This is a genomic window from Segniliparus sp. (assembly GCF_051660745.1).
Classification (GTDB): domain Bacteria; phylum Actinomycetota; class Actinomycetes; order Mycobacteriales; family Mycobacteriaceae; genus Segniliparus.
In genome coordinates this window covers 152,610-173,815 of sequence record NZ_JBOFQF010000028.1, presented here as the reverse complement: position 1 = coordinate 173,815, position 21,206 = coordinate 152,610, and the positions used below count along the sequence as shown (strand labels likewise).

The 21,206-nt window shown below is 68.7% G+C and carries 27 protein-coding genes; 10 read left to right on the top strand and 17 right to left on the bottom strand.

The window, feature by feature from the left end:
* Positions 1 to 15 precede the first annotated feature (15 nt).
* A complete protein-coding gene (locus ACRC20_RS08335) occupies positions 16 to 1,020 on the bottom strand; it encodes an endonuclease/exonuclease/phosphatase family protein (RefSeq protein ID WP_438685897.1) in 1,005 nt (334 codons plus the stop codon).
* A 31-nt stretch (positions 1,021 to 1,051) separates the two neighbouring features.
* On the opposite strand from ACRC20_RS08335, the gene ACRC20_RS08330 reads away from it, so the two are divergent.
* From ACRC20_RS08330 to ACRC20_RS08310, 5 genes are all read left to right on the top strand, one after another.
* Complete coding sequence (locus ACRC20_RS08330) at positions 1,052 to 2,008, top strand: hypothetical protein (RefSeq protein ID WP_438685896.1); 957 nt, start codon at positions 1,052 to 1,054, stop codon at positions 2,006 to 2,008.
* A 151-nt stretch (positions 2,009 to 2,159) separates the two neighbouring features.
* The gene (locus tag ACRC20_RS08325) at positions 2,160 to 2,576 is read left to right on the top strand and encodes a YraN family protein (protein WP_438685895.1); all 417 of its coding nucleotides are present in this window, start codon (positions 2,160 to 2,162) and stop codon (positions 2,574 to 2,576) included.
* On the top strand, positions 2,576 to 4,084 hold the full coding sequence (locus ACRC20_RS08320; RefSeq protein WP_438685894.1) for a YifB family Mg chelatase-like AAA ATPase: 1,509 nt from the start codon (positions 2,576 to 2,578) through the stop codon (positions 4,082 to 4,084). The genes ACRC20_RS08325 and ACRC20_RS08320 overlap by 1 nt, the downstream gene beginning before the upstream one ends.
* On the top strand, positions 4,081 to 5,274 hold the full coding sequence (dprA, locus tag ACRC20_RS08315; RefSeq protein WP_438685893.1) for a DNA-processing protein DprA: 1,194 nt from the start codon (positions 4,081 to 4,083) through the stop codon (positions 5,272 to 5,274). The genes ACRC20_RS08320 and dprA overlap by 4 nt, the downstream gene beginning before the upstream one ends.
* Positions 5,275 to 5,343: 69 nt before the next feature.
* Positions 5,344 to 6,243 (top strand): tyrosine recombinase XerC, encoded by a 900-nt coding sequence (locus tag ACRC20_RS08310; RefSeq protein WP_438686195.1) that lies wholly within the window; start codon positions 5,344 to 5,346, stop codon positions 6,241 to 6,243.
* On the opposite strand, the gene ACRC20_RS08305 is transcribed toward ACRC20_RS08310, so the two are convergent.
* The 5 genes from ACRC20_RS08305 to rplS all read right to left on the bottom strand — a co-directional run bounded on the left by ACRC20_RS08305 (position 6,240) and on the right by rplS (position 9,216).
* Entirely contained in the window at positions 6,240 to 6,797 is a 558-nt protein-coding gene (locus tag ACRC20_RS08305) for a M23 family metallopeptidase (protein ID WP_438685892.1), read from the bottom strand. The two genes, ACRC20_RS08310 and ACRC20_RS08305, sit on opposite strands and share 4 nt — an antisense overlap.
* A 99-nt stretch (positions 6,798 to 6,896) precedes the next feature.
* A complete protein-coding gene (locus tag ACRC20_RS08300; RefSeq protein ID WP_007470795.1) occupies positions 6,897 to 7,211 on the bottom strand; it encodes a DUF2469 domain-containing protein in 315 nt (104 codons plus the stop codon).
* A complete protein-coding gene (locus tag ACRC20_RS08295) occupies positions 7,208 to 7,915 on the bottom strand; it encodes a ribonuclease HII (RefSeq protein WP_438685891.1) in 708 nt (235 codons plus the stop codon). The genes ACRC20_RS08300 and ACRC20_RS08295 overlap by 4 nt, the downstream gene beginning before the upstream one ends.
* Positions 7,916 to 7,951: 36 nt before the next feature.
* Entirely contained in the window at positions 7,952 to 8,866 is a 915-nt protein-coding gene (lepB, locus tag ACRC20_RS08290) for a signal peptidase I (protein WP_438685890.1), read from the bottom strand.
* Positions 8,863 to 9,216, bottom strand: coding sequence for a 50S ribosomal protein L19 (gene rplS, locus ACRC20_RS08285; RefSeq protein ID WP_438685889.1), 354 nt, complete (start codon positions 9,214 to 9,216; stop codon positions 8,863 to 8,865). Before rplS ends, lepB begins: the two co-directional genes overlap by 4 nt.
* 234 nt (positions 9,217 to 9,450) lie before the next feature.
* Here rplS and ACRC20_RS08280 point away from each other — a divergent pair, with 234 nt between their 5' ends.
* Positions 9,451 to 10,620 carry a hypothetical protein gene (locus ACRC20_RS08280; protein ID WP_438685888.1) on the top strand — a complete coding sequence of 390 codons (1,170 nt, stop codon included), beginning with the start codon at positions 9,451 to 9,453 and terminating at the stop codon, positions 10,618 to 10,620.
* Between the two features lies 1 nt (position 10,621).
* On the opposite strand, the gene trmD is transcribed toward ACRC20_RS08280, so the two are convergent.
* The 8 genes from trmD to ACRC20_RS08240 all read right to left on the bottom strand — a co-directional run bounded on the left by trmD (position 10,622) and on the right by ACRC20_RS08240 (position 16,605).
* Positions 10,622 to 11,338 (bottom strand): tRNA (guanosine(37)-N1)-methyltransferase TrmD, encoded by a 717-nt coding sequence (gene trmD, locus ACRC20_RS08275; RefSeq protein WP_438685887.1) that lies wholly within the window; start codon positions 11,336 to 11,338, stop codon positions 10,622 to 10,624.
* Positions 11,335 to 11,874, bottom strand: coding sequence for a ribosome maturation factor RimM (gene rimM / locus ACRC20_RS08270; RefSeq protein WP_438685886.1), 540 nt, complete (start codon positions 11,872 to 11,874; stop codon positions 11,335 to 11,337). Before rimM ends, trmD begins: the two co-directional genes overlap by 4 nt.
* A 15-nt stretch (positions 11,875 to 11,889) precedes the next feature.
* A complete protein-coding gene (locus tag ACRC20_RS08265; RefSeq protein ID WP_007470775.1) occupies positions 11,890 to 12,132 on the bottom strand; it encodes an RNA-binding protein in 243 nt (80 codons plus the stop codon).
* On the bottom strand, positions 12,129 to 12,623 hold the full coding sequence (gene rpsP / locus ACRC20_RS08260) for a 30S ribosomal protein S16 (RefSeq protein ID WP_438685885.1): 495 nt from the start codon (positions 12,621 to 12,623) through the stop codon (positions 12,129 to 12,131). The genes ACRC20_RS08265 and rpsP overlap by 4 nt, the downstream gene beginning before the upstream one ends.
* A 132-nt stretch (positions 12,624 to 12,755) precedes the next feature.
* Positions 12,756 to 13,112: a VOC family protein gene (locus ACRC20_RS08255; protein WP_438685884.1), complete on the bottom strand. Its 357-nt coding sequence runs from the start codon at positions 13,110 to 13,112 to the stop codon at positions 12,756 to 12,758.
* 12 nt (positions 13,113 to 13,124) lie between these two features.
* Positions 13,125 to 14,681 carry a signal recognition particle protein gene (ffh, locus tag ACRC20_RS08250; protein ID WP_438685883.1) on the bottom strand — a complete coding sequence of 519 codons (1,557 nt, stop codon included), beginning with the start codon at positions 14,679 to 14,681 and terminating at the stop codon, positions 13,125 to 13,127.
* Between the two features lie 56 nt (positions 14,682 to 14,737).
* The gene (locus ACRC20_RS08245; protein ID WP_438685882.1) at positions 14,738 to 15,532 is read right to left on the bottom strand and encodes an isoprenyl transferase; all 795 of its coding nucleotides are present in this window, start codon (positions 15,530 to 15,532) and stop codon (positions 14,738 to 14,740) included.
* Positions 15,526 to 16,605: an MBL fold metallo-hydrolase gene (locus ACRC20_RS08240; RefSeq protein WP_438685881.1), complete on the bottom strand. Its 1,080-nt coding sequence runs from the start codon at positions 16,603 to 16,605 to the stop codon at positions 15,526 to 15,528. Before ACRC20_RS08240 ends, ACRC20_RS08245 begins: the two co-directional genes overlap by 7 nt.
* Before the next feature lie 59 nt (positions 16,606 to 16,664).
* Between ACRC20_RS08240 and ACRC20_RS08235 the strand changes: the two genes are divergently transcribed.
* Positions 16,665 to 16,859 (top strand): hypothetical protein, encoded by a 195-nt coding sequence (locus tag ACRC20_RS08235; protein ID WP_438685880.1) that lies wholly within the window; start codon positions 16,665 to 16,667, stop codon positions 16,857 to 16,859.
* Positions 16,860 to 16,992: 133 nt separating this feature from the next.
* The gene (gene trhA, locus ACRC20_RS08230) at positions 16,993 to 17,625 is read left to right on the top strand and encodes a PAQR family membrane homeostasis protein TrhA (protein ID WP_438686194.1); all 633 of its coding nucleotides are present in this window, start codon (positions 16,993 to 16,995) and stop codon (positions 17,623 to 17,625) included.
* Positions 17,626 to 17,628: 3 nt separating this feature from the next.
* Here trhA and ACRC20_RS08225 read toward each other — a convergent pair whose 3' ends face one another.
* Together ACRC20_RS08225 and mca are read right to left on the bottom strand one after the other, a co-directional pair.
* Positions 17,629 to 17,838, bottom strand: a complete 210-nt coding sequence (locus ACRC20_RS08225) for a hypothetical protein (protein ID WP_438685879.1) — start codon at positions 17,836 to 17,838, stop codon at positions 17,629 to 17,631.
* Complete coding sequence (gene mca / locus ACRC20_RS08220) at positions 17,835 to 18,701, bottom strand: mycothiol conjugate amidase Mca (RefSeq protein WP_438685878.1); 867 nt, start codon at positions 18,699 to 18,701, stop codon at positions 17,835 to 17,837. The genes ACRC20_RS08225 and mca overlap by 4 nt, the downstream gene beginning before the upstream one ends.
* A gap of 387 nt (positions 18,702 to 19,088) precedes the next feature.
* On the opposite strand from mca, the gene greA reads away from it, so the two are divergent.
* Together greA and ACRC20_RS08210 are read left to right on the top strand one after the other, a co-directional pair.
* Positions 19,089 to 19,580, top strand: a complete 492-nt coding sequence (gene greA / locus ACRC20_RS08215; RefSeq protein ID WP_438685877.1) for a transcription elongation factor GreA — start codon at positions 19,089 to 19,091, stop codon at positions 19,578 to 19,580.
* A 43-nt stretch (positions 19,581 to 19,623) separates the two neighbouring features.
* Entirely contained in the window at positions 19,624 to 20,028 is a 405-nt protein-coding gene (locus ACRC20_RS08210) for a DUF488 domain-containing protein (protein ID WP_438685876.1), read from the top strand.
* On the opposite strand, the gene ACRC20_RS08205 is transcribed toward ACRC20_RS08210, so the two are convergent.
* Positions 20,025 to 21,185, bottom strand: a complete 1,161-nt coding sequence (locus ACRC20_RS08205; RefSeq protein WP_438685875.1) for a cystathionine gamma-synthase — start codon at positions 21,183 to 21,185, stop codon at positions 20,025 to 20,027. The genes ACRC20_RS08210 and ACRC20_RS08205 overlap by 4 nt on opposite strands.
* Between the last annotated feature and the right edge of the window lie 21 nt (positions 21,186 to 21,206).

The following is a 21,206-nucleotide window of genomic DNA, read 5'->3' as shown; positions in this document are numbered from 1 at the left end:
GCTACAACTGCTCCGCTAGAACTGCACGGTCGCGATCACCCCGGCGTGGTCGGAGCCCACGAGCGGGAAGGACTCGAAGCGGGTCGCTGTCGCATTGCGGGCGAGGACGTGGTCTGCGGCCAAGAGCTGCCAGAGCGTGCCCTGCTCCCAGGTCGGCACAAACCCCGCCCCGGCCTGTATCCCCGCGTCCGCGAACCCCTCCGCGAGGATCGCCCGGTAGTCGGCGACGTCGTAGGTGGCGTTGAAATCCCCCGCCACGACCACGCGATCGCCACTGGGCAGCGCCGCGAGGGCTTCGCGGAACGGCCGGATCTCGAACCCCCAGGCCGGGTTGCGCGCGTACCCGGGGTTGGTCATATACGCGGGCCACGGCACCATGACGTGCGCCGCGACCACAGTCACCGGGCCCCAGGGAGTCTGCGCCGCAGCCCGCAGCGGATGGTGCAGGAAATTCCACCCGCCGGGGCCGGTGAGCTCTGCGGAGCCGGTGAGCGGGTAACGGCTGAAGAGCACCGTGTCGCACGGGGTGGAGAGCTGCGAGTCGCCGACACGGACGAGGCCGGGCAGCGTGAACGAATACGGCAGCGCGTCGGCGAATCCCGCCGACCGCAACGCGTCCAGCTCGTGCGGAGTCACCTCCTCCACCGCGAGCACGTCCACCTGGCGCGTCCGGACCACGTCGAGCAATTTCTTCGGATCGGCCGTGCCCCAGAACAAGTTGCCCTGGGCGACCGTCAGCCGCCCCGCCGAGGCGCCCGCAGACGCGCCTCCCCGGAAGAGCGGCAGCTCGAACGAGGCCGTCGCGACGACGAGGACCAGCCCGACGGCGGCGGTCCGCCGCCACCGGGCGAATGCGACGAGCGCCACGCCGAAGACCCCCGACAAGAGCCACGCTGGCCAGAGCATGGCGATCATGACGCTCGGGGCCCAATCCCAGGTGGTCTCACGGGCGAAGAAGCCTGCGACCAGAGCCAACAACAAGACCAGGCCCGACCGCCCCACGACCCGACGCGCCCTCATGGCGAGGATTCTAGCTGTCTAGACTCGGCGTATGAGGCGAAGCGCGAGAACCGGATCTGTTCTCGCGCTCATCGCGCTCCTCGCCGCAAGCTGCGGCGAGGGGCGCAGCCAGGCCCCGACGGGGACGGACTCGCTGAACTGGCGCGCCACAGATGTGTGCGCCGGAATCAAAGCGCAGGACTTGGCCGAGCTCGGGACCGAGCCGCTCGTCCAGCAGCGCCAGGACGACCCGGACCGCGCAGGCTGCGTCTTTGTGGACCGTTCCGGCTTCGACAGGTTCTCTGCCGTCCTCGTCTATTTGGGCTACGACCCCCGCGACCTCGCGCTGCTCTCGCCCCAGCAAGGGCCGCCGCCCGCAGGGGCGTGGCAACGCCAGATCAGCCTCGACGAGCGCCCGGCCCTCGTCGTCGCCGAGTCTGCCGACAACTGCCAAGTCATCCTGCCGCTCTCCGGCGAGCAAGACGGCTGGGGCGTGCGTTTCGAGCTCGGGCCTGCCAAGCCCGCCGCAGCGCCCGGGGCCTGCGGCGCGCACCTGGCTTTGCTCCAAAAAGCCGCCCACGGCCTGCCCGACCTGCTGCGCGCCCCGTTTGAGGCTCCCGCCGCGCCGCCGAGCGCCGACCCAGGGTCGACGGAACTCGTCGAGTCGTGCGCGCAGTTCCGGTCGGCGCAGTCCAGGGCGAGCGCCATGGCGCTCCCGCTCTTGGACGCGGCGGGCCAGCCGCTCAGCGTCGAAGCCGCCAAAGCCATGTCCCTCACCTCGGCGACGGCGGCGGAAGGGCTCATCGACTCGGCCAACGTCGCGCGCCGTCTCGCGGTCCGACCGCTTCCCGCGCAGCTGCGCACGGAGCTGAAACTGTACGTGAAGAACGCCGACCGCTTCCGGGAGAAGCTGCAGGGCCCGCTGCAGACCGGCGACGTCTACCTCCGCCTCGCGCTCGCGATGCAAGTGAACGCGGCGAAAGCGATCGCGTTCTGCCCGGCTGAATAGCCTCGCTCCGCCTGCGGCGACACGCCGCGACCTGTGGATGGCGGAAAAGCTTGTCCACAATTTCCACGCTCCGGCGAAAACTGTCGAATCGTGTCGGGCCTCCTCGGTTTCCTCGTGTCATGAGCACTGCTCGCACAGGAAGGAACCCGATATGACCCAACCACTCGATTTCACGCGGCGGATCACCCGCCGCCGAGCGCACCCGCTGCCGCCGAGGCCGCGACTCGCCGACCGGGCGCTCATGCTGTCCTGCGGATTGCTGCGCGCGAACGGAGCCGTCGTCCTCGAGCACGACTGGCGCCACCACGACCGCCGGCTCGGCGTCATCGCCAGGGAGGGCGGGACCCTCTGCTTCGTCGCGGTCCTCACGCGCGGGGACTTCTGCCACGCGTCGCCCGAGCGAATCTCGAACGGGCCCGCGCGGATCAGGCTCCGAGCGGCTGCGGGCGAATGGCTGCGGATCGCGGACACGCGCACGCCCGCATGCGCGCTGCGCTTCGATCTGATCTCTGCGGTGCTCGGCCCGGACGGGTCGTTCGACCTTCGCCACCACAAGGGGGTGGCGTGATGGCGATGGGCAAGTCGTACTCAGTCGGCATGGTCGGCTTCGAAGGGCTCGTCATCGAGGTCGAGGCCTATCTCGGGGCTGGAGCCGCAGGCGTGTGCCTCGTCGGGCTGCCGGACGCCTCCCTGCAAGAGTCCCGCGACCGGGTCCGCGCGGCCGTGCACAACAGCGGAGCCGCGTGGCCGCAAGGCCGGGTGACGCTCGCGTTATCCCCTGCCACGGTCCGCAAAGTGGGATCGGTGCACGACGCGGCACTGGCAGTCGCGGTGCTCGTCGCGTCCGGCGGGCTGCCCGCCGAGGCGGCGCGACGAGCGGTCGTCCTCGGCGAGCTCGCGTTGGACGGCAGGCTGCGCCCGGTGCGGGGGGTGCTGCCCGCCGTGCTCGCCGCGCGGAAAGCCGGCTGGTCGGACGTGGTGGTCCCCGAGGCGAATTTGTCCGAGGCGGGCCTCGTCTCGGGGATGCGCGTGCACGGCGCGCCGTCGCTTCGGGCGCTCTGCTCGTGGTTGCGCGGCGAGCGCGAGCTGCCCGGACCGCCCGAGCGGCCAGGCGAGCCGCCGGTCCAAGCGCCCGACCTCGCCGATGTCGTCGGGCACGAGGAGGCTCGGTTCGCATTGGAGGTCGCCGCCGCGGGCGCGCACCATCTCATGCTCACCGGCCCTCCTGGCGTCGGCAAAACCTTGCTCGCGTCCCGGCTGGTCGGGCTGCTGCCCCAGCTCACCGCAGAGGAGTCTTTAGAAGTGACCGCGCTGCACTCCTTGGCGGGCTCGCTCTCGGAGGAGCATCCGGTGGTGCTCCGTCCCCCGTTCATCGCGCCCCACCACACCGCGTCGGTTCCCGCGCTTGTCGGCGGCGGCGTCGGCACGGCGGCTCCGGGGGCGGTGTCGAAAGCCCACTGCGGCGTGTTGTTCCTCGACGAATGCGCTGAGATAGGCGCGCGGGCTTTGGAGTCGCTGCGAACACCCCTCGAGGAGGGCGAGGTCCGCATCGCCCGGCGCGACGGCGTGGTCCGCTATCCGGCCCGCTTCCAGCTCGTGCTGGCCTGCAATCCCTGCCCGTGCGCGCCGTCCCGCGACCTCGATTGCGTGTGCCCGCCGCAGCTTCGGCGGCGCTATCTTGGCAAACTGTCGGGTCCGTTGATGGACCGGGTGGATCTGCGGGTCAGATTGCACCAGGTGTCCGCAGGCATGTTCGAGTCCGAGCGCGCGGAGTCCTCCGAGACGGTCCGGGCTCGGGTCGTCGCGGCGCGCGGCGCTGCGCGGGAGCGCTGGCAAAGCCACGGCTGGCGCACCAACGCAGAGGTCCCAGGGCCAGTCCTGCGGCAGCAGTTCCCGTTGGGCAAGGCCGCGCTGCGGCCGGTGGAGCTCGCACTTCGTCGAGGCGTTGTCAGCGCGCGCGGCGCGGACCGGTGCGTGCGGGTCGCCTGGACCCTCAGCGATCTCGCGGGAAAGAGCAGCCCGACGGTCGACGAGGTCGCGCAAGCCCTGTCCTTCCGTGACCGGAGCGCCGCATGAGCTGGGACGAGCGCGATCTTGCTTGGGCGTATCTCTCCCGTGTCGTGGAACCGCCCTGCCCCGCGTTGGTCGACTTCCTCGCGACGCGGGACGTGGTCGAAGCCGCCCGTCTGATCGCACGGGACAAGCTCCCCGAAGGCCACGGGAAGCTCCGCGCGGCGACCTGCGCGCGGCGCGAATGCGATTTCTCCCGGCGTGACTTGGAAACGATCGCCGAGCTCGGCGGCAGGCTCGTCACTGAGGACTCGCCGGACTGGCCTGCCTGGCGCTTGCTCGCCTTCTCCCAGGCGCAGGCACGGGCCCAAGGCCATGGGCAGGGGCAGGGGCAGGCCGATGCTCCGCTCGCTCCCCCGTTCGCGCTCTGGGCGCTCGGCGAGGTCGACCTCGCCTCGGCAGCCGAGTTCAGTTGCGCGGTGGTGGGCACCCGAGCCTCGTCCGGGTACGGGGAACGAATCGCCGCGGAATGGTCCTCAGCCGTTGGCGCAGCAGGCGGAACAGTGGTCTCCGGCGGGGCATACGGCGTCGACGCCGCCGCCCACCGGGGCGCGCTCGCGGCAGGCGGCACAACGCTCGCGGTGCTCGCCTGCGGGGTGGACGTGCCCTATCCCGCAGGTCATGCCCAGCTCTTTCGAAGAATCGCTTCGAGCGGCGCGGCGATCAGCGAATATCCACCCGGAGTCCAACCGGCGCGGCACCGTTTCCTCGCGCGAAACCGGCTCGTCGCGGGCATGTCTGGCGGGGTCCTCGTCGTCGAGGCGGCGAGCCGCAGCGGCGCTTTGAACACCGCAGGCTGGGCGCGGCGGCTCGGCCTGCCGGTGTTCGCCGTGCCCGGCTCGGTGTTCGCGTTCTCCTCGGCAGGCTGCCACAAGCTGATCGCTTCGGGGGAAGCCGAGCTCGCGTGGGACGTCCAAGCGCTCATCGAGCGTGTCGGCCCGCTCGGGCTGCTCGGGCTGCTCGCGCCGGAGGAGCCTAGTTCCAAAAGGGCGCTCGACGAGCTTTCCCCCGACCAGAGCCGGATCCACAGCGCGCTCGACTCCCGCAAGGGCCGGTCGGTCGTGGAGGTCTCCCGTTCCAGCGGCCTCGCCACGGGCGCTGTGCGGGCCGGGCTCGCCCTGCTCGAATTGCGCGGTTTCGCGAAAGAAGCAGCAGGCGGCGGTTGGATCAGAATTTCTCGATGCGATAAACCTTGAGCACGTCGCCTTGCCTCGTTCCGCCCGAGGGCGCAAGCTCTGCGTATGCCTTCGACGTCCGAGCCTTCCATGGCAGAAGCGCTCGCCCAGTACGAGCGGCACCTCCGGTTCGAACGAAACCGGTCGCCGAACACGGTGCGCGCGTACTTGGGCGATCTACGCGCCTATTTCGGCCCCGCCTCTGACAATGCCGCCGCGCGCGCGGTCCTCGGCTCGGTCACCATCGCCGACCTGCGCGGCTGGTTGTCCGAGATGACCTCAGAAGGGGCGAGCCGGGCGACCTTGGCCCGGCGCGCCTCCGGTATGAAAACCTTCTTCGACTGGGCGTTGCGGGGCGGCCTCGCCGAACACGATCCGACCGTGCGGCTCGCCACGCCGAAGCTTCGCAAAGCGCTGCCCCACGTGCTGCGCCAAGACCAGGCCGAGCAAGCCCTCGTGCCAGTCACCGAGCATCCCGACCGGCCTGCGCAACTGCGCGACCAACTCGTCCTCGAATTGCTCTACGGGACCGGGATGCGCGTCGGCGAGCTCTGCGGCCTCGACATCGACGACGTGGACCAGGCCCGGCGGCTGGCGACTGTGCTTGGCAAGGGCGACAAGCAACGCGTGGTCCCGTTCGGCGCGAAAGCAGCCGAAGCGCTCTCGGCATGGCTGCAGGGCGGCAGGCCTGCGCTCGCCGGACCGCGATCCGGCGCGGCTCTTTTGCTCGGAGCGCGCGGAGGACGGCTGGACCAGCGGACCGCCCGCCGGGTGGTGCACGCCAGAGTCGCCAAAGAGCCAGACCTGCCGGATCTCGGCCCGCACGGACTGCGGCACAGCGCGGCGACACATTTGCTCGAAGGCGGCGCGGACCTTCGGGTGGTGCAGGAGATCTTGGGGCATTCGAGCCTCGCCACCACGCAGATCTACACCCATGTCAGCGTGGAGCGAATCCGCAAAGTCCACGAGCAGGCCCACCCAAGGGGTTAGGAGCCTGGTATGCCGTTCACAGGCTTGAGCCGGATCGGCAGCTCGGCCACCAGCACGAGCGGGTCGTAGTACTGGTCGTGGCGGCCATGGCCGAGCTTGAGGCCCCAATGCAGACAGGCCTGGCCGGGGCAGCCTGGATGCCCTGCGACAAGGAGCCCGATCGGATCGCCCGCCGCGACGAGCTGGCCGATCCGAACCGTCGGCTCCACCGGCTCATAGGTGGTCCTGAGACCGCCAGGGTGCTCGACCGAGACCGCGCCGACCCCGTTGATCGCGCTCGCGAACACCACTGTGCCCCGCCCTGCCGAGCGCACGTCCGCGCCAGCAGCAGCGACGAGGTCGACTCCCCGGTGGCCCGAGCCCCAGCGGTGGCTTGGCGGGTCGAACCTCGTCGCCACACGCGGCCTCGGGGAGAGCGGCCAGACGTATCCCGTGGTCGGGGCGTCCTGTGGAGAGGCCTGCGCCAGCGAGCCGACGGCGAGAAGGCAGCAGCCGAACAGGCAGGCGCTCCAGAGACAGGCGGAGACCCGGACCAGCATTCGAGCGATCTTCATGCGTCAAGCCTGCCGTGCGGGCAGCGCCGTCATGGCCGTTGTGGGGAAGATGTGGAGAGCGCAGGCCGCTCATCCACAGGGCCCCCGTGCCTGTTCCGCTCAGGCAGGGTTGTCCGGCAGCCGGAGATCCGGCTGCTCGAGCTCCTCGATGTTCACGTCCTTGAATGTGATCACCCTGACCTGTTTCAGGAAACGGAAAGGACGGTACCGGTCCCATACCCACGCGTCAGTCATGCGCACATCGAAGTAGACCTCGCCGTCCGCGTTCCTCGGGACCACCTCGACCGAGTTCGCGAGATAGAACCGGCGCTCGGTCTCCACCACGTAGCTGAACTGGCCGACGATGTCTTTGTACTCGCGGTACAGCGACAGCTCAAGCTCGGTCTCGTAATTCTCCAGGTCTTCTGTGCTCATCGAAGTGTTCCGGCTCCTTCAGTTCGTTCAATTCTATTCTCGCGCATTGCGGCTGCGACGGGGGCGTAGGAGTACCTATGTTGCTCACAGGGTCCGAGCTCGGCGAGCGCGGACAGATGCGCCGCAGTGCAGTACCCCTTGTGGGTCGCGAAACCGTAGCCTGTGTGGACCTGGTCCAGCTCGGCCATGATCCGGTCTCGGGCGACTTTCGCCAGGACGCTCGCCGCCGCGATACATGCGACAAGCCGGTCTCCGCCGACCACTCGTTGGGCGGGGGAAGCCAGGCCCGAGACTTCGAACCCGTCGAGCAGCACGTAATCGGGAGCTTCGGCGAGTCCCGCCACTGCGCGACGCATCCCTTCGAGGTTGGCCTTGTGCACACCCATCTCGTCGACCTCGGCGGGCGGCATCACCACCACATGCCAGCTCACGGCCTGCTTTTGGATACGCGGCTCCAGCCATTCCCGCTTCTGCGCGGTGAGCCGCTTCGAATCGTCGAGGCCGGGCAGCGCCCGGGCGGACCGAGGCTTGAGGACGCAGCTCGCCACCACCAGCGGACCCGCGCAGGCCCCTCTGCCCGCCTCGTCCACACCGGCCACCGCCACGAGGCCCGCGCGACGCAGCGCTGACTCGAAAGCGTGCAATCCTTTGCCCTGGACTGGCAAAGGCGCTGGTCCAGCGAATTCTATCGAACTCGGAGACATCTTCTCACAGTAACAGACCGGCGGCGGCAGAACAGCTCAATGCTGAGCGATCTCCGGCGCGTGCACCACAGCCCACCGCGAGGCGGGATAAATGATGACCCGCACCTTGCCGACGACGTTGCCGACCGGCACGGTGCCCATGTCGAGGTTCGGCTCGCCGCCCGAGCCGGGGAAGTGGTAGGTGTGGTAGCGGGAGTCCGTCGAGTTGATACGGTTGTCCCCCATCACCCACAACCTGCCGGGCGGCACCGTGAACGGCCCGAACTTCGCGAAGTCCTCGCCGGGCGGGGTCAGGCAGATATTGCCGGACGCCTTCTGCTCGTTCATCGACGGGTTGTCGAGGTACGGCTCGACAACCGGCTTGTTGTCGACAAGCAGGCCGCGGTCCTTGTCGCACCCCACGGTCTGTCCGCCGGTGGCGATCACGCGTTTGACGATGTAGTTCTCGTCCGGGGGGAGCAGTCGGACCAACCTGCCGAGCCATTTGAGCCCGTCGACAACGCTGCCGAGCGTGGACTCGTCCCGCTTCGGACGGCGCAGGTCGTGCGAGTTGTGCACCCAGCTCTGCGGGGAGACGAACACCACGACGTCTCCGGGCCGGGGATCGGAGAACCGGTATCCCATCCGGTCCACCAAGACCCGGTCGCCGGTGCACCCGAAACAGCCGTGCAACGTGGGCTCCATCGATTCCGACGGAATCACGAACGGCCGGGCGATGAACGTCTGCACGACGAAGTTGATGCCCAGGACAAGGACGAGGAGGATGATCGTCTCTTGCCAGAAGGGCCGCTCGCGCTTGCCCTCTTCTTCGCCCTTGCCGGACTTGCCGTCCTTCTTCAAAGAGGACTCCCCCTCTTTGTCGGACTGGCTTTTCTCCGCCTCGGACAGCTCGCCCTGGCCCGAAGGGGAACGACCGTCCTCGCCGGACTCGTCAGGGGCGGCTTCGGTCATTTGGCGAGGACGCGCTTCTCCTTGATCTTCGCGGCCTTGCCACGCAGATCGCGCAAGTAGTAGAGCTTGGCCCGGCGGACGTCGCCGCGGGTCACGACATCGATCTTGGCGATGTTGCCGCTGTGCACCGGGAAGGTCCGCTCGACCCCGACGCCGAAGGAGACCTTGCGCACGGTGAAGGTCTCACGGATCCCGCCGCCCTGGCGACGGATGATGGCGCCCTTGAAGACCTGGATACGCTCCTTGGAGCCCTCGATGACCTTCACGTGCACCTCGACCGTGTCGCCCGGGCCGAAGTCCGGGATGTCGTCGCGCAGCAGCGGTTTCTCGACGAAATCAAGCCTGTTCATGGTGTTCTCACAGTCCTTAGCAACATACTTTTTGGGTCGCGCGCTCCGCTTCTTCTCTGACAACAGATCGGGCGCGGACGTGCGCCAGCCCGGTTGGGCAACTGCTCTATTGTGCCAGACGCGGCCGCGAATACGAAATCGACATCCGCAACGGGCCGGACATGATCGCTACGCTACACTCCCTGAAGTCAGGATAGATTTTCGCGCAGCGAAACAGCTGAGGATCGGGGTGTCATGCGATTGCGTCGAAGCGCTCGCCGGACGGCGCGCCAGTTCGGCCGCATCGTCGGAGCGGGCTCGCTCGCCTGCGTCGCGGCCACTGGCTGCACTATCCAGCTCCCGGTGGGCTCCACGGGAGGCCACGACCTGGCCTCGCCTTACTCCGACCTCGTCGCCAAGCCGGACCCGTTCCTCGACCCGGCGGCGGTCAACGCGTCGGTGAGCGGCAAGACCAAGCTCGAAGACCGGCTGTCTGTCGCCACGTTCGCCGCCGCCGCGCGCGGGGCCTCGCTCTCCATCGCGTACCGCGACCGCTCGAAAGACCCCGCGGTCACCGTCTCCAACGGGGAGGCCGCGTTGAAGATCCAAGCGCCGATCGCCTCGCTCACCAAGGTCTGGATCGCCGACCATCTCCTGTACGAGGACTCGCTCTGGGCGAGCAGGCCGAAGGCAGACCCGGCCGACCCGGGCCGCGTGGAGCTGAGCGCCGACGACAAGAACGACATCGAGTCGATCCTGAAGAACTCCGACGACACGGCGGCGTGGCGGCTGTGGGCGAAATACGGGCGTTCCAGCGTCGTCGAGGAGATCAAAGACCGCTACAGGCTCGACGACAGCACCGTCCCCGCCGAGGACGGCACGTGGTGGAACACGTTGAGCACGCCCGACGACATCGTCTCGTACTACGACCAGCTCCTCGCGCAGCAGGCCGCAGCCCCGCCTGCGGACGGGTCCGACGACGACAAGAACGCGGCGGCCGCGTGGAAGAACGCCGCGAGCCAAGTGGTCCAGAACCTGGAGCACTACAACGCGACGCAGACCGGCTCCTGCTACGAGACGGATGTGAAGGAGAAGCGGCAATGCGCCGCCGCGCAGACCTTCGGCTTCCCCCAGGCGCTCCCCGCCGAGCATCCAGAGAACGCGAACCTGTTCGGCATGAAGCAGGCCCGGATGTGCTGCGTCGAAGACCACTGGGTGTACTGGAGCACCGCGTTCGACCTCACCGCAGGCAAGAACGCCGTCCTCGTCGCCCTCTCGATCGAGAAGATCGACCCTGCCGGGTCCTCGGTGAACGAGCAGCGCTACGCCGCGACCCAGGTCACGAACGACGAGTCCGCCAAGCATGCGGCTGTCACCCTGACCGGCGCGCTGATGAGGGCGTTCCCCGACGGCAAACTCCCCTGATTCAGAGGCCCGCGCTGTCTTTGCCATCGAATGCGTCCGCTTCGCGCAGCAGATCGGGCCTGTTCTGAGCGGTGCGCAGCAAGGCCTGCTCCCGCCGCCACGCGGCTATCTTCCCGTGGTCCCCGGAAAGGAGCACGTTCGGGACGTCGAGCCCCCGCCATGACTCTGGCCTGGTGTAGCACGGGGCTTCGAGCAGCCCCTCGGAGAACGAGTCCTCTTGATGGGACTGCGGGTTGCCGAGCACGCCGGGGATCAGCCTGACCACAGCCTCGACCATGGCGAGCACCGCGACTTCCCCGCCGACAAGCACGTAATCGCCGATGCTGACTTCCACGACCCGCACCCGCCGCGCCGCGTCCTCCAACACCCGCTGGTCGATGCCCTCGTACCGGCCGCAAGCGAAGACCAAGCGCTGCTCTGCCGACCACTCCTCGGCTATCGCTTGCGTGAACGGCCTTCCCGCAGGCGTGGGAACCACGAGCAGCGCGTCGTCCGGGCAGACCGCGTCGAGCGCCGGGCCCCAGACGTCCGCGCGCATGACCATGCCGGGCCCGCCCCCGTACGGCGAGTCGTCCACGCTCCGGTGGTTGCCTGTCGCCCATTGCCGCAAATCGTGGACTTCGAGCCCGACGATCTCCCGCTCGACCGCCTTGCCGATCAGGCCTTCCCGCAACGGGCTGAAGCATTCGGGGAAGATGGTGACGACATCGAGCTTCACGGTTGGTCGTTCAATTCAAGGAGGCCGTCCGGCAAATCCACTCGCACGACGCCGTCGGACCGAGAGATGTCCACGACGATGGCGGCGACGAACGGGATGAGCGTCTCACGGCCGTCCCCGTCCTTCATCACCAGCCAGTCCCCGCCAGTGGAATGGGCGACGTCGGCGATCTCGCCGAGCGTCGAGCCCGTGCCGCAGTCCTGCGCCTTCATGCCGATCAGCTCGTGGTCGTAGAACTCGTCCGGGTCCTCGCTCGGGGGGAGGTCCTCGCTGCGCACCACCAACAGCGCGCCCCTGAGCAGGTCTGCCGCTGTGCGGTCCACGACTTCCGCGAACGTGACGAGGAGCCGGTTCGCGTGCTCCCGCGCGGCGACGACACGGAGGGCCTGCCCTGCCGCTTTCGACCTCGGCGGGTGCGCCGTCAACGTCGAGCCAGGCGCAAAACGCAGCTCGGGCTCGTCCGTGCGTATCTCGACCGCCACTTCGCCAGCGAGCCCGTGGGACTTGGCGATCCTCCCGACGACCAGCTCTGCCAACCCAGAGCCCCTACGTCAGCGATCCAGGTCGACGAAGTCCACGCGAACGCCCCGACCGCCGATCGAGTTGACCACGGTGCGCAACGCGCTGGCCGTGCGGCCGCCCCGGCCAATCGCCTTGCCGAGGTCCTCGGGGTGCACATGCACTTCGAGGACCCGGCCACGGCGACCGCCGACCAGGCGGACCTGGACGTCGTCCGGATTCGCGACGATGCCGCGAATGAGGTGCTCGGTGGCCTCCACCAACGTGTCGGTCACTGCTCTGTCGTATCAGCTTCTGGAGCAGCCTCGGCCGCAGCTTCCACAGCAGGCTCCTCCGCAGCAGGAGCCTCGGCGGCTTCCTCTTTGGCCTCTTCGGCCTTCTTGCGCGACTTCTTCGGGGTGGTGGCGGCGCCTTGGCCCGCCTCGCCGACCTTGGCCAGCTCCGCGTTGAAGACCTCGAGCTTGGACGGCTTGGCGGGCGCGACCTTGAGCGTGCCCTCCGCGCCGGGGAGGCCCTTGAACTTCTGCCAGTCGCCGGTGATCTTCAGCAGCACTTCGACGGACTCGGTCGGCTGCGCCCCGACGCCCAGCCAGTACTGCGCCCGCTCGGACTCGATCTGGATGAAGCTCGGCTCCTCTTTCGGGTGGTACTTGCCGATGGTCTCGATGACCCGGCCGTCCCGACGGGAGCGGGCGTCGGCGATGACGACGCGGTAGTGCGGGCTACGGATCTTACCGAGCCGCTGAAGCTTGATCTTGACTGACACTAGGTTCCTCTACATACAGGTTCGAGTTGTTCGTTTATCGGCGCGCTGCGGCCATGACGAAACGCGCGCAAATCCGGCATGCCAGTATGCCAGAAATCTTCTACCCGGACAAATGGCGCGCCCAGCCTGCCCTCACGTGTCCCGCAAAACGCAGAACTCGTTCCCCTCCGGATCGGCGAGCACCACCCACGACACGGACGGGCCTTGGCCGATGTCGGCTTTGCGGGCTCCGAGCGCCTCAAGCCGGGCGACCTCCCCGGCCTGTCCCCCTTCCGCCGCCCTCAGGTCGAAGTGCAGGCGGTTTTTGACCGTTTTCGCATCAGGGACCGCAAGGAAGAGGATCGAGGCTCCTCGACGGTCCGGCGGGGCGATCTCGACGCCCTCCTCGTCCCCTCGGACCTCCTCCCAGCCGAGCGCCCGCGTCCAGAACGCCGCGAGCCGCGCCGGGTCGCGGCAGTCGACGGTGACTGTCTCAAGCCTGCTTGTCATACCGCGCGCCGATCACCGTTGGCCGGGAAATCCGGGGAAGTTCGGCATGGGCGGGAGCTTGAGCGAGGAGAGGTCGACGTCGTCCAGACCCGGCGGGAGGTCGTAGAGGCCTTCCGGCATGCCGGGAAGGCCGCCGGGCGCGGGTTGGCGCTGCGGCCCCCTGCCGCCGCCCTTCTTGCCCTTGCCCTTTTTCGCCGCCTTCGCCTTGGCCTTGCTCGGCCGCGAGCCGAAGCCGCCGCCGCCGAACATACCGCCCGCGAACTGGCTCATGACCTTCTTCATCTGGAAGAACTGGTCCACCAGCTGGTTGACCTGGCTCACCGTCACTCCCGAGCCGTTCGCGATCCGCATGCGGCGCGAGGCGTTGATGAGCTTCGGGTCGGCCCGCTCCTGCGGGGTCATGCCGCAGATGATGGCTTCGAGCCGGTCCAGCTCGCGCTCGTCCACCTGCGCGAGCGCGTCTTTCATCTGGCCCGCGCCCGGCAGCATGCCGAGGATGTTCGCGAGCGGGCCGAGCTGGCGCATCTGCTTGAGCTGCTGGAGGAAGTCTTCGAGCGTCAGCTCCCCAGAGGCGATCTTCTGCGCGGCCTCTTCGGCTTGCCGCTCGTCGAAGACCCGCTGGGCCTGCTCGATGAGGGACAAGAGGTCGCCCATGTCCAGGATGCGGCTCGACATCCGGTCGGGGTGGAAGACGTCGAAGTCCTCCAGTTTCTCCCCGATAGAGGCGAAGAGGATCGGCTTGCCGGTCACCTGCCGGACCGACAGCGCGGCGCCGCCTCGGGCGTCGCCGTCGAGCTTGGTGAGCACAACGCCGGTGATCCCGACGCCTGCGTCGAACGCCGTCGCCGCGTGCAACGCGTCCTGGCCGATCATCGCGTCGACGGTGAACAGCACCTCGTCCGGCGACACCGCGTCGCGGATCGCGGCGGCTTGCGCCATGAGCTCCTGGTCCACGCCGAGGCGGCCCGCGGTGTCCACCACGACCACGTCGTGCTGCTGCGCCCGTGCGAGCTCCACGCCTGCTCGGGCGACCACAACCGGGTCGCCGACGGTGGTCCCGTCGTTCTCGAAGCTCGCGCCCGGCTCCGGCGCGAAGACGCTCACCCCGGCGCGCTCGCCGACAACCTGGAGCTGTTTGACCGCCCCTGGGCGCTGCAAGTCGCAAGCCACCAAGAGCGGGGCGTGGCCCTGCGCCTTGAGCCATTTGGCGAGCTTGCCCGCGAGCGTGGTCTTTCCGGCTCCCTGCAGACCGACGAGCATGATGACGGTTGGCGCGGTCTTCGCGAACTGAAGGCGCCGGGACTGCCCGCCGAGGATCTCGGTGAGCTCCTCGTCGACGATCTTCACCACCTGCTGGGCCGGGTTCAAGGCGCCGGAGAGCGCCACCCCCTTGGCCCGCTCCTTCACCCGTCCGATGAACTCCCGCACGACCGGCAGCGCGACATCGGCCTCGAGGAGCGCGACGCGGATGTGCTTGCAGGTGACGTCGATGTCCTCTTCGGACAATTTGCCTTTGCCCCGCAGCTGGGACAGCGCTCCGACCAGCCGGTCCGACAACGAACTGAACACGAATGAAGCTCCTTGGTGAGAAAGTCTTGAGGCTAACAGTGTATCGGCCTGGGCCGTCAGACCCCGAATCGCCGGTGGCGGGCGGCGTAGTCGCGCAGCGCCCGCAGGAAGTCCACCCGGCGGAACTCGGGCCAGAACGCCTCAGTGAACCAGATCTCGGAGTGGACGCTCTGCCAGAGCAGGAAGCCGGAGAGGCGCTGCTCCCCCGACGTGCGGATCACCAGGTCCGGGTCGGGCTGGCCGGAGGTGTAGAGGTGCTCGCCGATCGCCGCCACGTCGATCGACTCCACCAGCTCCTGCCCCGACAGCCCTGCGGCGAGGCGGTCCGCGACGAGCGAGCGCACCGCGTCGGAGATCTCCTGCCTGCCGCCGTAGCCGACTGCGACATTGACGTGGATGCCGGTGCGGCCCACCGTCTTCTTCGCGGCTTCCACGAGATCGGTGGCGAACTCCTCGGGAAGAAGCTCCAACGCCCCGACGATCCGCACCTGCCAGTTTTTGTCCTTCGCGCACAGCTCGGCGACGACCTCGTTGATGACGTCGAGCAAGGCCGCGAGCTCCTCTGGGTCGCGCCGGAGGTTTTCCGTGGACAGGAGCCACACAGTGACGTGGCCGATGCCTTCCGCGTCGCACCAGGACAAGAACTCCGCGATCTTGAGCGCCCCGACCCGATGCCCGTGGCTCACGTCGGTGAAGCCGTTGGCCCGCGCCCAGCGCCGGTTGCCGTCGCAGAGCACCGCGATGTGCTGCGGCAGCTTCGCGCCGCGCAATTGCCGCTCCACCTGTCGCTGGTAGAGGCCGTACACGGCCCGGGCGGCCGCCCGGCGCACGGGGTTGTTCCGATTCAACATGCGTCCGCCACTGTACTCGTCGAGGCCAATCGCGCCATGGCCATGAGCCCCCGGGCCCGCAACGTGGCGGAGCTCTTCCGGCCCGACAGCTTGTCGAAAAGAACCGTGAGGCTCACCCCGAGCCGCTCCGCGTCATGCCATTCCCGGAAGCCCCGCTCGGCGAACTCGTCGCCGTTCACCATCGCCTCGGCCGCCGCGAGCGCGCTCTGCCCCGCCCGATGCCTGTCGGCCCCCTCCCGAAGGACGAACTCCCAATACGCGCGCAACGCCGTGGCCGCGCCCGCCTCGCCCACGGGCCCGTGCCCCGGCACCACCGTCTTCGGCTCGAACGCGAGGACCCGGTCCAACGCCGCGATCCAGTTCTCCGCCGGCCCCGCCCACATGATCGGCGTGACCCCGGAGAAAAGGATGTCGCCCGCGAAGACCACGCCGACGTCCGGCACATGGACGAGGAGGTCGCCCCTGGTGTGCGCGGGGCCGACTTTGACCAGCTCCACACGCCGTCCGCCCACGTCGAGCGAAAGCGAGTCGGCGAACGACTCGGTCGGGAGGGTCAGCCGCACGCCCCGGAAGCTGTAGCGGCCCGTGTCCCGCAGAAAACCCATGAAGGCGGCCGCTGGCTTCACGCCGGGGATCCTGGCGCGCGGCGGGATCCTTTCGAGCAACGGCGCCGCGAACGAGCCGACTCGGCCGAGGGCCGCGAGCGCTCGCGGGTCGAACTCGGCCATATCGTCCGCCGCCCCTTCGGCCGCGATGATCCGCTTGCCCGCCACCAGCTGGTTCCCCCAGCAATGGTCGCCGTCCCCATGGGTGTTCACGACGACCGAAATCGTCTCGGCGGGCACCGGGGCCGTTGCGAGCATCCGCGCGGTGAGGGCCGGATCCCACAGTGTGTCGATCAAAAGCGCCTCGCCCCGATTCCCCGCGCCGCCCCCGCAGACCAGGCCCGCGTTGGACTCGCCGAGCCTGCCGTTCGGCTGCAGCCAGGCCCAGGTCCCCTCGGCCACTTCGCGCCAACCGCCCTGGTACTCGGCGCGGTCGCCGAGCAGTGTGCGGCTCGTGGAGGATGTCACGCGGACAGCTTATCCGGTGGCCGCCCGCGCAGCCGTGCCCAAGCTCGGGGCTATGTCGAATGATCGTCCGGCTGAACAGGCGGCTCCCCCGCACCGACCTGCAATCCCAGGCCAGGGCCGCGCAGTACGCCGAGGAGGCGCGCGGCGCGCTCGCGAAGGCTCGGCGGCTGCACCGGACCGCCCGCGAGCAGCTCGCCGAAGGCCGTCTCGGCGAGGCTATACGCGAAACCATCGCGGAAGCCCTGTTCCTGTAGCCCCGCCTTCCGGCGCGCTACCATGGTCTTTGCAGGAAGGAACGACATGACGACAAGCACGCTGACCGAATGGGACTTCTGCACCCCGCCGCTGCCGCCCGCAGGCGAGGACGCTCCCGCGCCGAAGCCACGTATGCGCGGCTGGATCCACCTGTGGGCCTGCGCGGTCTCGGTGGTCTGCGGCATCACGCTCGTGAGCTTCTCCGGCGGCTACGCGGGCGCGAAAGCGGTCGGGGCCACCGCCGTGTACTCGCTCACCGTGTGCGCCATGTTCGCGATCAGCGCCACCTACCACCGCGTGCAGTGGCGGACCCCCGAGTCCAGGGGCGTGATGAAGCGGCTCGACCATTCGATGATCTTCCTGTTCATCGCGGGCACGTACACGCCGTTCTGCTTGCTCCTGCTCAAACCCGAGACATACCACTGGATCTTGTCCGTGGTGTGGATAGGCGCGCTGACCGGGGTCGTGCTCAAAGTCTGCTTCCCGCACTCCACCAGATGGCTCGGAGTCGTCCTGTACCTCGTCCTCGGCTGGATCTCCGTGTTCATGCTGTCCGAAGTCCTCGACCGGGGCGGGGTGACCCCGGTCGTGCTGCTCGCGGTCGGGGGCGCGCTCTACAGCGTCGGCGCGATCCTCTACGCGACGAAGTGGCCGAACCCGTGGCCGAAGACGTTCGGGCACCACGAGTTCTTCCACGCCGCGACGGTGGTCGCGGCGATCTGCCACCATGTCGCCGTCTGGTTCGCCGTCGTGGCCTCGGCCTGAGGCTCAGCCGCGCTGATCGTCCTCGGGCCTCTGCTCGTCCGGCTCGTCGAAGCTCTTCGGGATCTTCTTGAGATGCTTCTGCATGGACCAGCCCAGGACGAACACCGCGACGACGAGGAGCAAGGTGATCACCACGCCCCACGGAGAGCCTTTGCCCTGCTCCGGCCCCGGCGGCCCGACCGCCAAGAGCTGCATTGCGAGATCTGCGGTCATATCTGCTCCACTCCTGCGAAAAGATCGTTCTCGGGCAAGCTCGTCGACACCCTGGAAAGAGCCAGCTCGAACTCTTCCGTCGGCCAATGCTCCTGCTGCAACGCGACCGGCACCGCGAAGAAGAACCCGTTGGGGTCGATTTGCGAGCGATGCGCCAGCAAGGCGGCCTCCCGCTGCGGGAAATACGCCGCGCACTCCACGCTCGTGGTGACTCGGTGCGATTTGTCCTCGCCGGGCGGGAAATTCTCCAAAAGCTCCGTGTACGGGCTCTCTCCGTCGCGTTCGAGGAGCAACTCGTGGAATTGGACCAACCGCTTGCGGATGAAGGCGTGGTCGTAGTAGATCTTGCTCACGGACCAGGCGGGGCCTGCCTCGGGGAAGCGCGACGGGTCCGCCGCCGCCTCGAACGCCGCCATCGCCACCTCGTGGCAGCGGATGTGGTCGGGGTGCGGGTAGCCGCCTTTTTCGTCGTACGTGGTCATGACGTGCGGACGGAACTCGCGCACTGCCGCGACGAGGTCGCGCAGCGGCGCGTCGAGCGGCGCGGCGGCGAAAGAGTCCTCGGGCAGCGGTGGCGGCGGGTCGCCCTCGGGGAAGCCGGAGTCCACATAGCCGAGCCACCGGTGGGACACGCCGAGCACGCGCGCCGCCTCGGCCATCTCCTCGCGGCGGACCGCGGTGAGGTTCGCCTTGACGGCGGGAACGTCCAGCGCGGGGTTGAGCACGTCGCCGCGCTCTCCCCCGGTGAGGGTCACCACCAGCACGTCGTTGCCCTCTGCGGCGTACCGGGCCGTCGTGGCCGCCCCTTTGCTCGACTCGTCGTCAGGATGCGCGTGGACCGCCATCAGTCGAAAACCGCTCATGCGGTTTTATCCGATCTGATCTGGGACACAGTCGTCGTCATTGTGTTAGCGAACGGCACAGCGTGGTATTCTAGACCGACGCGCGCCGTGGAGTCCACGGCGCGTAATGCTTGGTGAAGGCAAAGCACTGCGGCGCCCCAGCGGCCGGCGGCGGACGATAGTCCGATCCGCCTGCGAACGCGGCAACGACGCGGTGATGCGGACAGCGGCCCGCCCCCACAGCTGAAAGCGCTGCGGGAGGCGCCCCGCCGACCGACGCGGCCGATGGGGGCCAACCCTGTCCCGGCTCGTGACGTGTCATGGCCGCACACCACTCCGAGCAGCGGCTCTTCGACCCGAAGAGAGCGGTCGAGAAGCCCTAAATCGAAGAAACAGAGGACGAAGACAATGACTGAGAACGTGACCTGGTTGACGCAGGACGCCCACGACCGGTTGAAGACCGAGCTCGACACGCTCATCGCGAACCGGCCCGTTTTGGCCGCCGAGATCAACGAGCGCCGCGAAGAGGGCGACCTGAAGGAGAACGGCGGCTACCACGCGGCCCGCGAAGAGCAGGGCCAGCAGGAAGCGCGTATCCGCCAGCTGCAAGACCTCCTGGCGACCGCGAAGGTCGGCGCTGCGCCGACCCAGTCCGGCGTCGCCCTTCCCGGCTCTGTCGTGAAGGTCTACTACGACGGGGACAAAGACGACACCGAGAGCTTCCTCATCGCCACGCGCGAAGAGAGCGGGCAGGGCGGCAAGCTCGAGGTCTACTCCCCCAACTCCCCGCTCGGCGGCGCGCTCCTCGACGCGAAGGTCGGCGAGACGCGGGAATACACCGTGCCGAACGGCGCCGTTGTGAAAGTGACGCTTGTTTCTGCGGAGCCCTACCACGGCTGAGCCGCGCTGAGGCCCGCGCGGCAGCAGTCCTACGCTGTTCGTCATGTCTGACGAACAGCGCCTCCGCCTGCTCCGCGTGTACGACGACCACAGCCTGCGGCACGGCACGGCAGTGCTCGCCGACCGGCTTTGGCCGCGCGGGGTCAAAAAAGAGCAAGCAGGCCTCGCCCGGTGGGCGAAGGCCATCACGCCGTCCAACGAGCTGCGCCAGTGGTACCACAGCAACCCCGGGTTGTTCGCCGAGTTCGACGAGCGGTACCGCGCCGAACTCGCGCAGCCCGGCCAAGCCGCCGGGCTCGACGAGATCCGCGAGCTGCTCGGCGCAGGCCCAGTCACCCTCCTCACGGCGGCGAAGCATATCGAGACCAGCCATCTGGCCGTGCTCAAAGCCGTGCTGACAGAGGGCGAGGCAGGCAACGCCGCAAACAGCCCTCGGGGCTGCGGCTAGCCGAGCGCCTGGTCGAGGTCCGCGATCAGGTCTTCCACGTCCTCAAGGCCGACGGAGAGGCGCACCAGGTCGGACGGCACCTCAAGGTCCGATCCGACCACGGAGGCGTGCGTCATCCGCGCGGGATGCTCGATGAGCGACTCGACGCCGCCGAGCGATTCGCCGAGGATGAACACATTGGTGTGGGCGCACAGGTCCAGCGCGGCCTGCTCGCCCGCCTTGAGGCGCACCGAGAGCATGCCGCCGAAGCCACCGTGCATCTGCTTGCTGGCCACGGCGTGGCCGGGGTCGCCCGCAAGGCCTGGGTACAGCACCTGCGAGACCTTGGGATGGCCCGCGAGGTGCTCGGCGATCGCCAACGCGCTCTCGCTCTGGCGACGCACCCGCACGCCGAGGGTGAGCATGCCCCGTCGGATCAAGAACGCGTCGAACGGGCTGGGCACCGCGCCAGAGCCGTTCTGCAGGAAGCCGACCGCCGCGTCGAGCTCCGCGTCGTTCGTGACCACGGCCCCGCCGATGACGTCGGAGTGCCCGCCGAGATACTTCGTCGCGGAATGCACCACCGCGCGGGCCCCGAGCTCCAACGGACGCTGCAGGTAGGGCGAGGCGAACGTGTTGTCGACGAGCAGCGCCACGCCTGCCTCGCGCGCCGCTTCCGCGAGCGCGGCGATGTCGGTGATCGAGAGCAAGGGGTTGCTCGGGGTCTCCACCCACACCGCTTTGGTCTGCGGGGTGATCTGGTCGACGAAGGCCTGCGGCTCATGGGACTTGGCGATGGAGTACGCGACGCCCCAGGGGCGCAGGATCTTGTCCACGAGCCGGAACGTGCCGCCATACGCGTCGTGCGGGATGACCAGATGGTCGCCCGGCTTCACCAGCGAGCGCAGCACGGCGTCCGTCGCCGCGAGGCCCGAGCTGAACGCCCTGGCGTACTGCGCCGTCTCGCTCGCCGCGATCGTCTTCTCAAGGGCAGTGCGGGTCGGGTTGGCGCTGCGCGAGTACTCGTATCCCCCTTTGAGGCCGCCCACGCCGTCCTGGGCGAACGTGGAGGTCGCGTAGATCGGCGCGTTCACCGCGCCGAACGCGGGGTCCAGCTCGTGGTCGGGATGGATGACCCGAGTGGAAAAGCCTTGCTTGGAGAAATCCTGTGCGCTCACCCGCAAGAGTCTAGTCGGCCA

Excerpts from the sequence above, each read along its gene's own strand:
- ACRC20_RS08295 (WP_438685891.1), bottom strand. The coding sequence starts at position 7,915 with ATGTCTCCGAGTTCGATAGAATTCGCTGGACCAGCGCCTTTGCCAGTC.
- ACRC20_RS08235 (WP_438685880.1), top strand. The coding sequence starts at position 16,665 with ATGATCGTCCGGCTGAACAGGCGGCTCCCCCGCACCGACCTGCAATCC.
- ACRC20_RS08310 (WP_438686195.1), top strand. The coding sequence starts at position 5,344 with ATGGCAGAAGCGCTCGCCCAGTACGAGCGGCACCTCCGGTTCGAACGA.
- rplS (WP_438685889.1), bottom strand. The coding sequence starts at position 9,216 with ATGAACAGGCTTGATTTCGTCGAGAAACCGCTGCTGCGCGACGACATC.
- ACRC20_RS08335 (WP_438685897.1), bottom strand. The coding sequence starts at position 1,020 with ATGAGGGCGCGTCGGGTCGTGGGGCGGTCGGGCCTGGTCTTGTTGTTG.
- greA (WP_438685877.1), top strand. The coding sequence starts at position 19,089 with ATGACTGAGAACGTGACCTGGTTGACGCAGGACGCCCACGACCGGTTG.
- ACRC20_RS08225 (WP_438685879.1), bottom strand. The coding sequence starts at position 17,838 with ATGACCGCAGATCTCGCAATGCAGCTCTTGGCGGTCGGGCCGCCGGGG.
- ACRC20_RS08305 (WP_438685892.1), bottom strand. The coding sequence starts at position 6,797 with ATGAAGATCGCTCGAATGCTGGTCCGGGTCTCCGCCTGTCTCTGGAGC.
- ACRC20_RS08330 (WP_438685896.1), top strand. The coding sequence starts at position 1,052 with ATGAGGCGAAGCGCGAGAACCGGATCTGTTCTCGCGCTCATCGCGCTC.
- ACRC20_RS08325 (WP_438685895.1), top strand. The coding sequence starts at position 2,160 with ATGACCCAACCACTCGATTTCACGCGGCGGATCACCCGCCGCCGAGCG.
- ACRC20_RS08210 (WP_438685876.1), top strand. The coding sequence starts at position 19,624 with ATGTCTGACGAACAGCGCCTCCGCCTGCTCCGCGTGTACGACGACCAC.
- trhA (WP_438686194.1), top strand. The coding sequence starts at position 16,993 with ATGCGCGGCTGGATCCACCTGTGGGCCTGCGCGGTCTCGGTGGTCTGC.
- ACRC20_RS08245 (WP_438685882.1), bottom strand. The coding sequence starts at position 15,532 with ATGTTGAATCGGAACAACCCCGTGCGCCGGGCGGCCGCCCGGGCCGTG.
- ACRC20_RS08280 (WP_438685888.1), top strand. The coding sequence starts at position 9,451 with ATGCGATTGCGTCGAAGCGCTCGCCGGACGGCGCGCCAGTTCGGCCGC.
- lepB (WP_438685890.1), bottom strand. The coding sequence starts at position 8,866 with ATGACCGAAGCCGCCCCTGACGAGTCCGGCGAGGACGGTCGTTCCCCT.
- dprA (WP_438685893.1), top strand. The coding sequence starts at position 4,081 with ATGAGCTGGGACGAGCGCGATCTTGCTTGGGCGTATCTCTCCCGTGTC.
- ACRC20_RS08300 (WP_007470795.1), bottom strand. The coding sequence starts at position 7,211 with ATGAGCACAGAAGACCTGGAGAATTACGAGACCGAGCTTGAGCTGTCG.
- ACRC20_RS08255 (WP_438685884.1), bottom strand. The coding sequence starts at position 13,112 with ATGACAAGCAGGCTTGAGACAGTCACCGTCGACTGCCGCGACCCGGCG.
- ACRC20_RS08320 (WP_438685894.1), top strand. The coding sequence starts at position 2,576 with ATGGCGATGGGCAAGTCGTACTCAGTCGGCATGGTCGGCTTCGAAGGG.
- mca (WP_438685878.1), bottom strand. The coding sequence starts at position 18,701 with ATGAGCGGTTTTCGACTGATGGCGGTCCACGCGCATCCTGACGACGAG.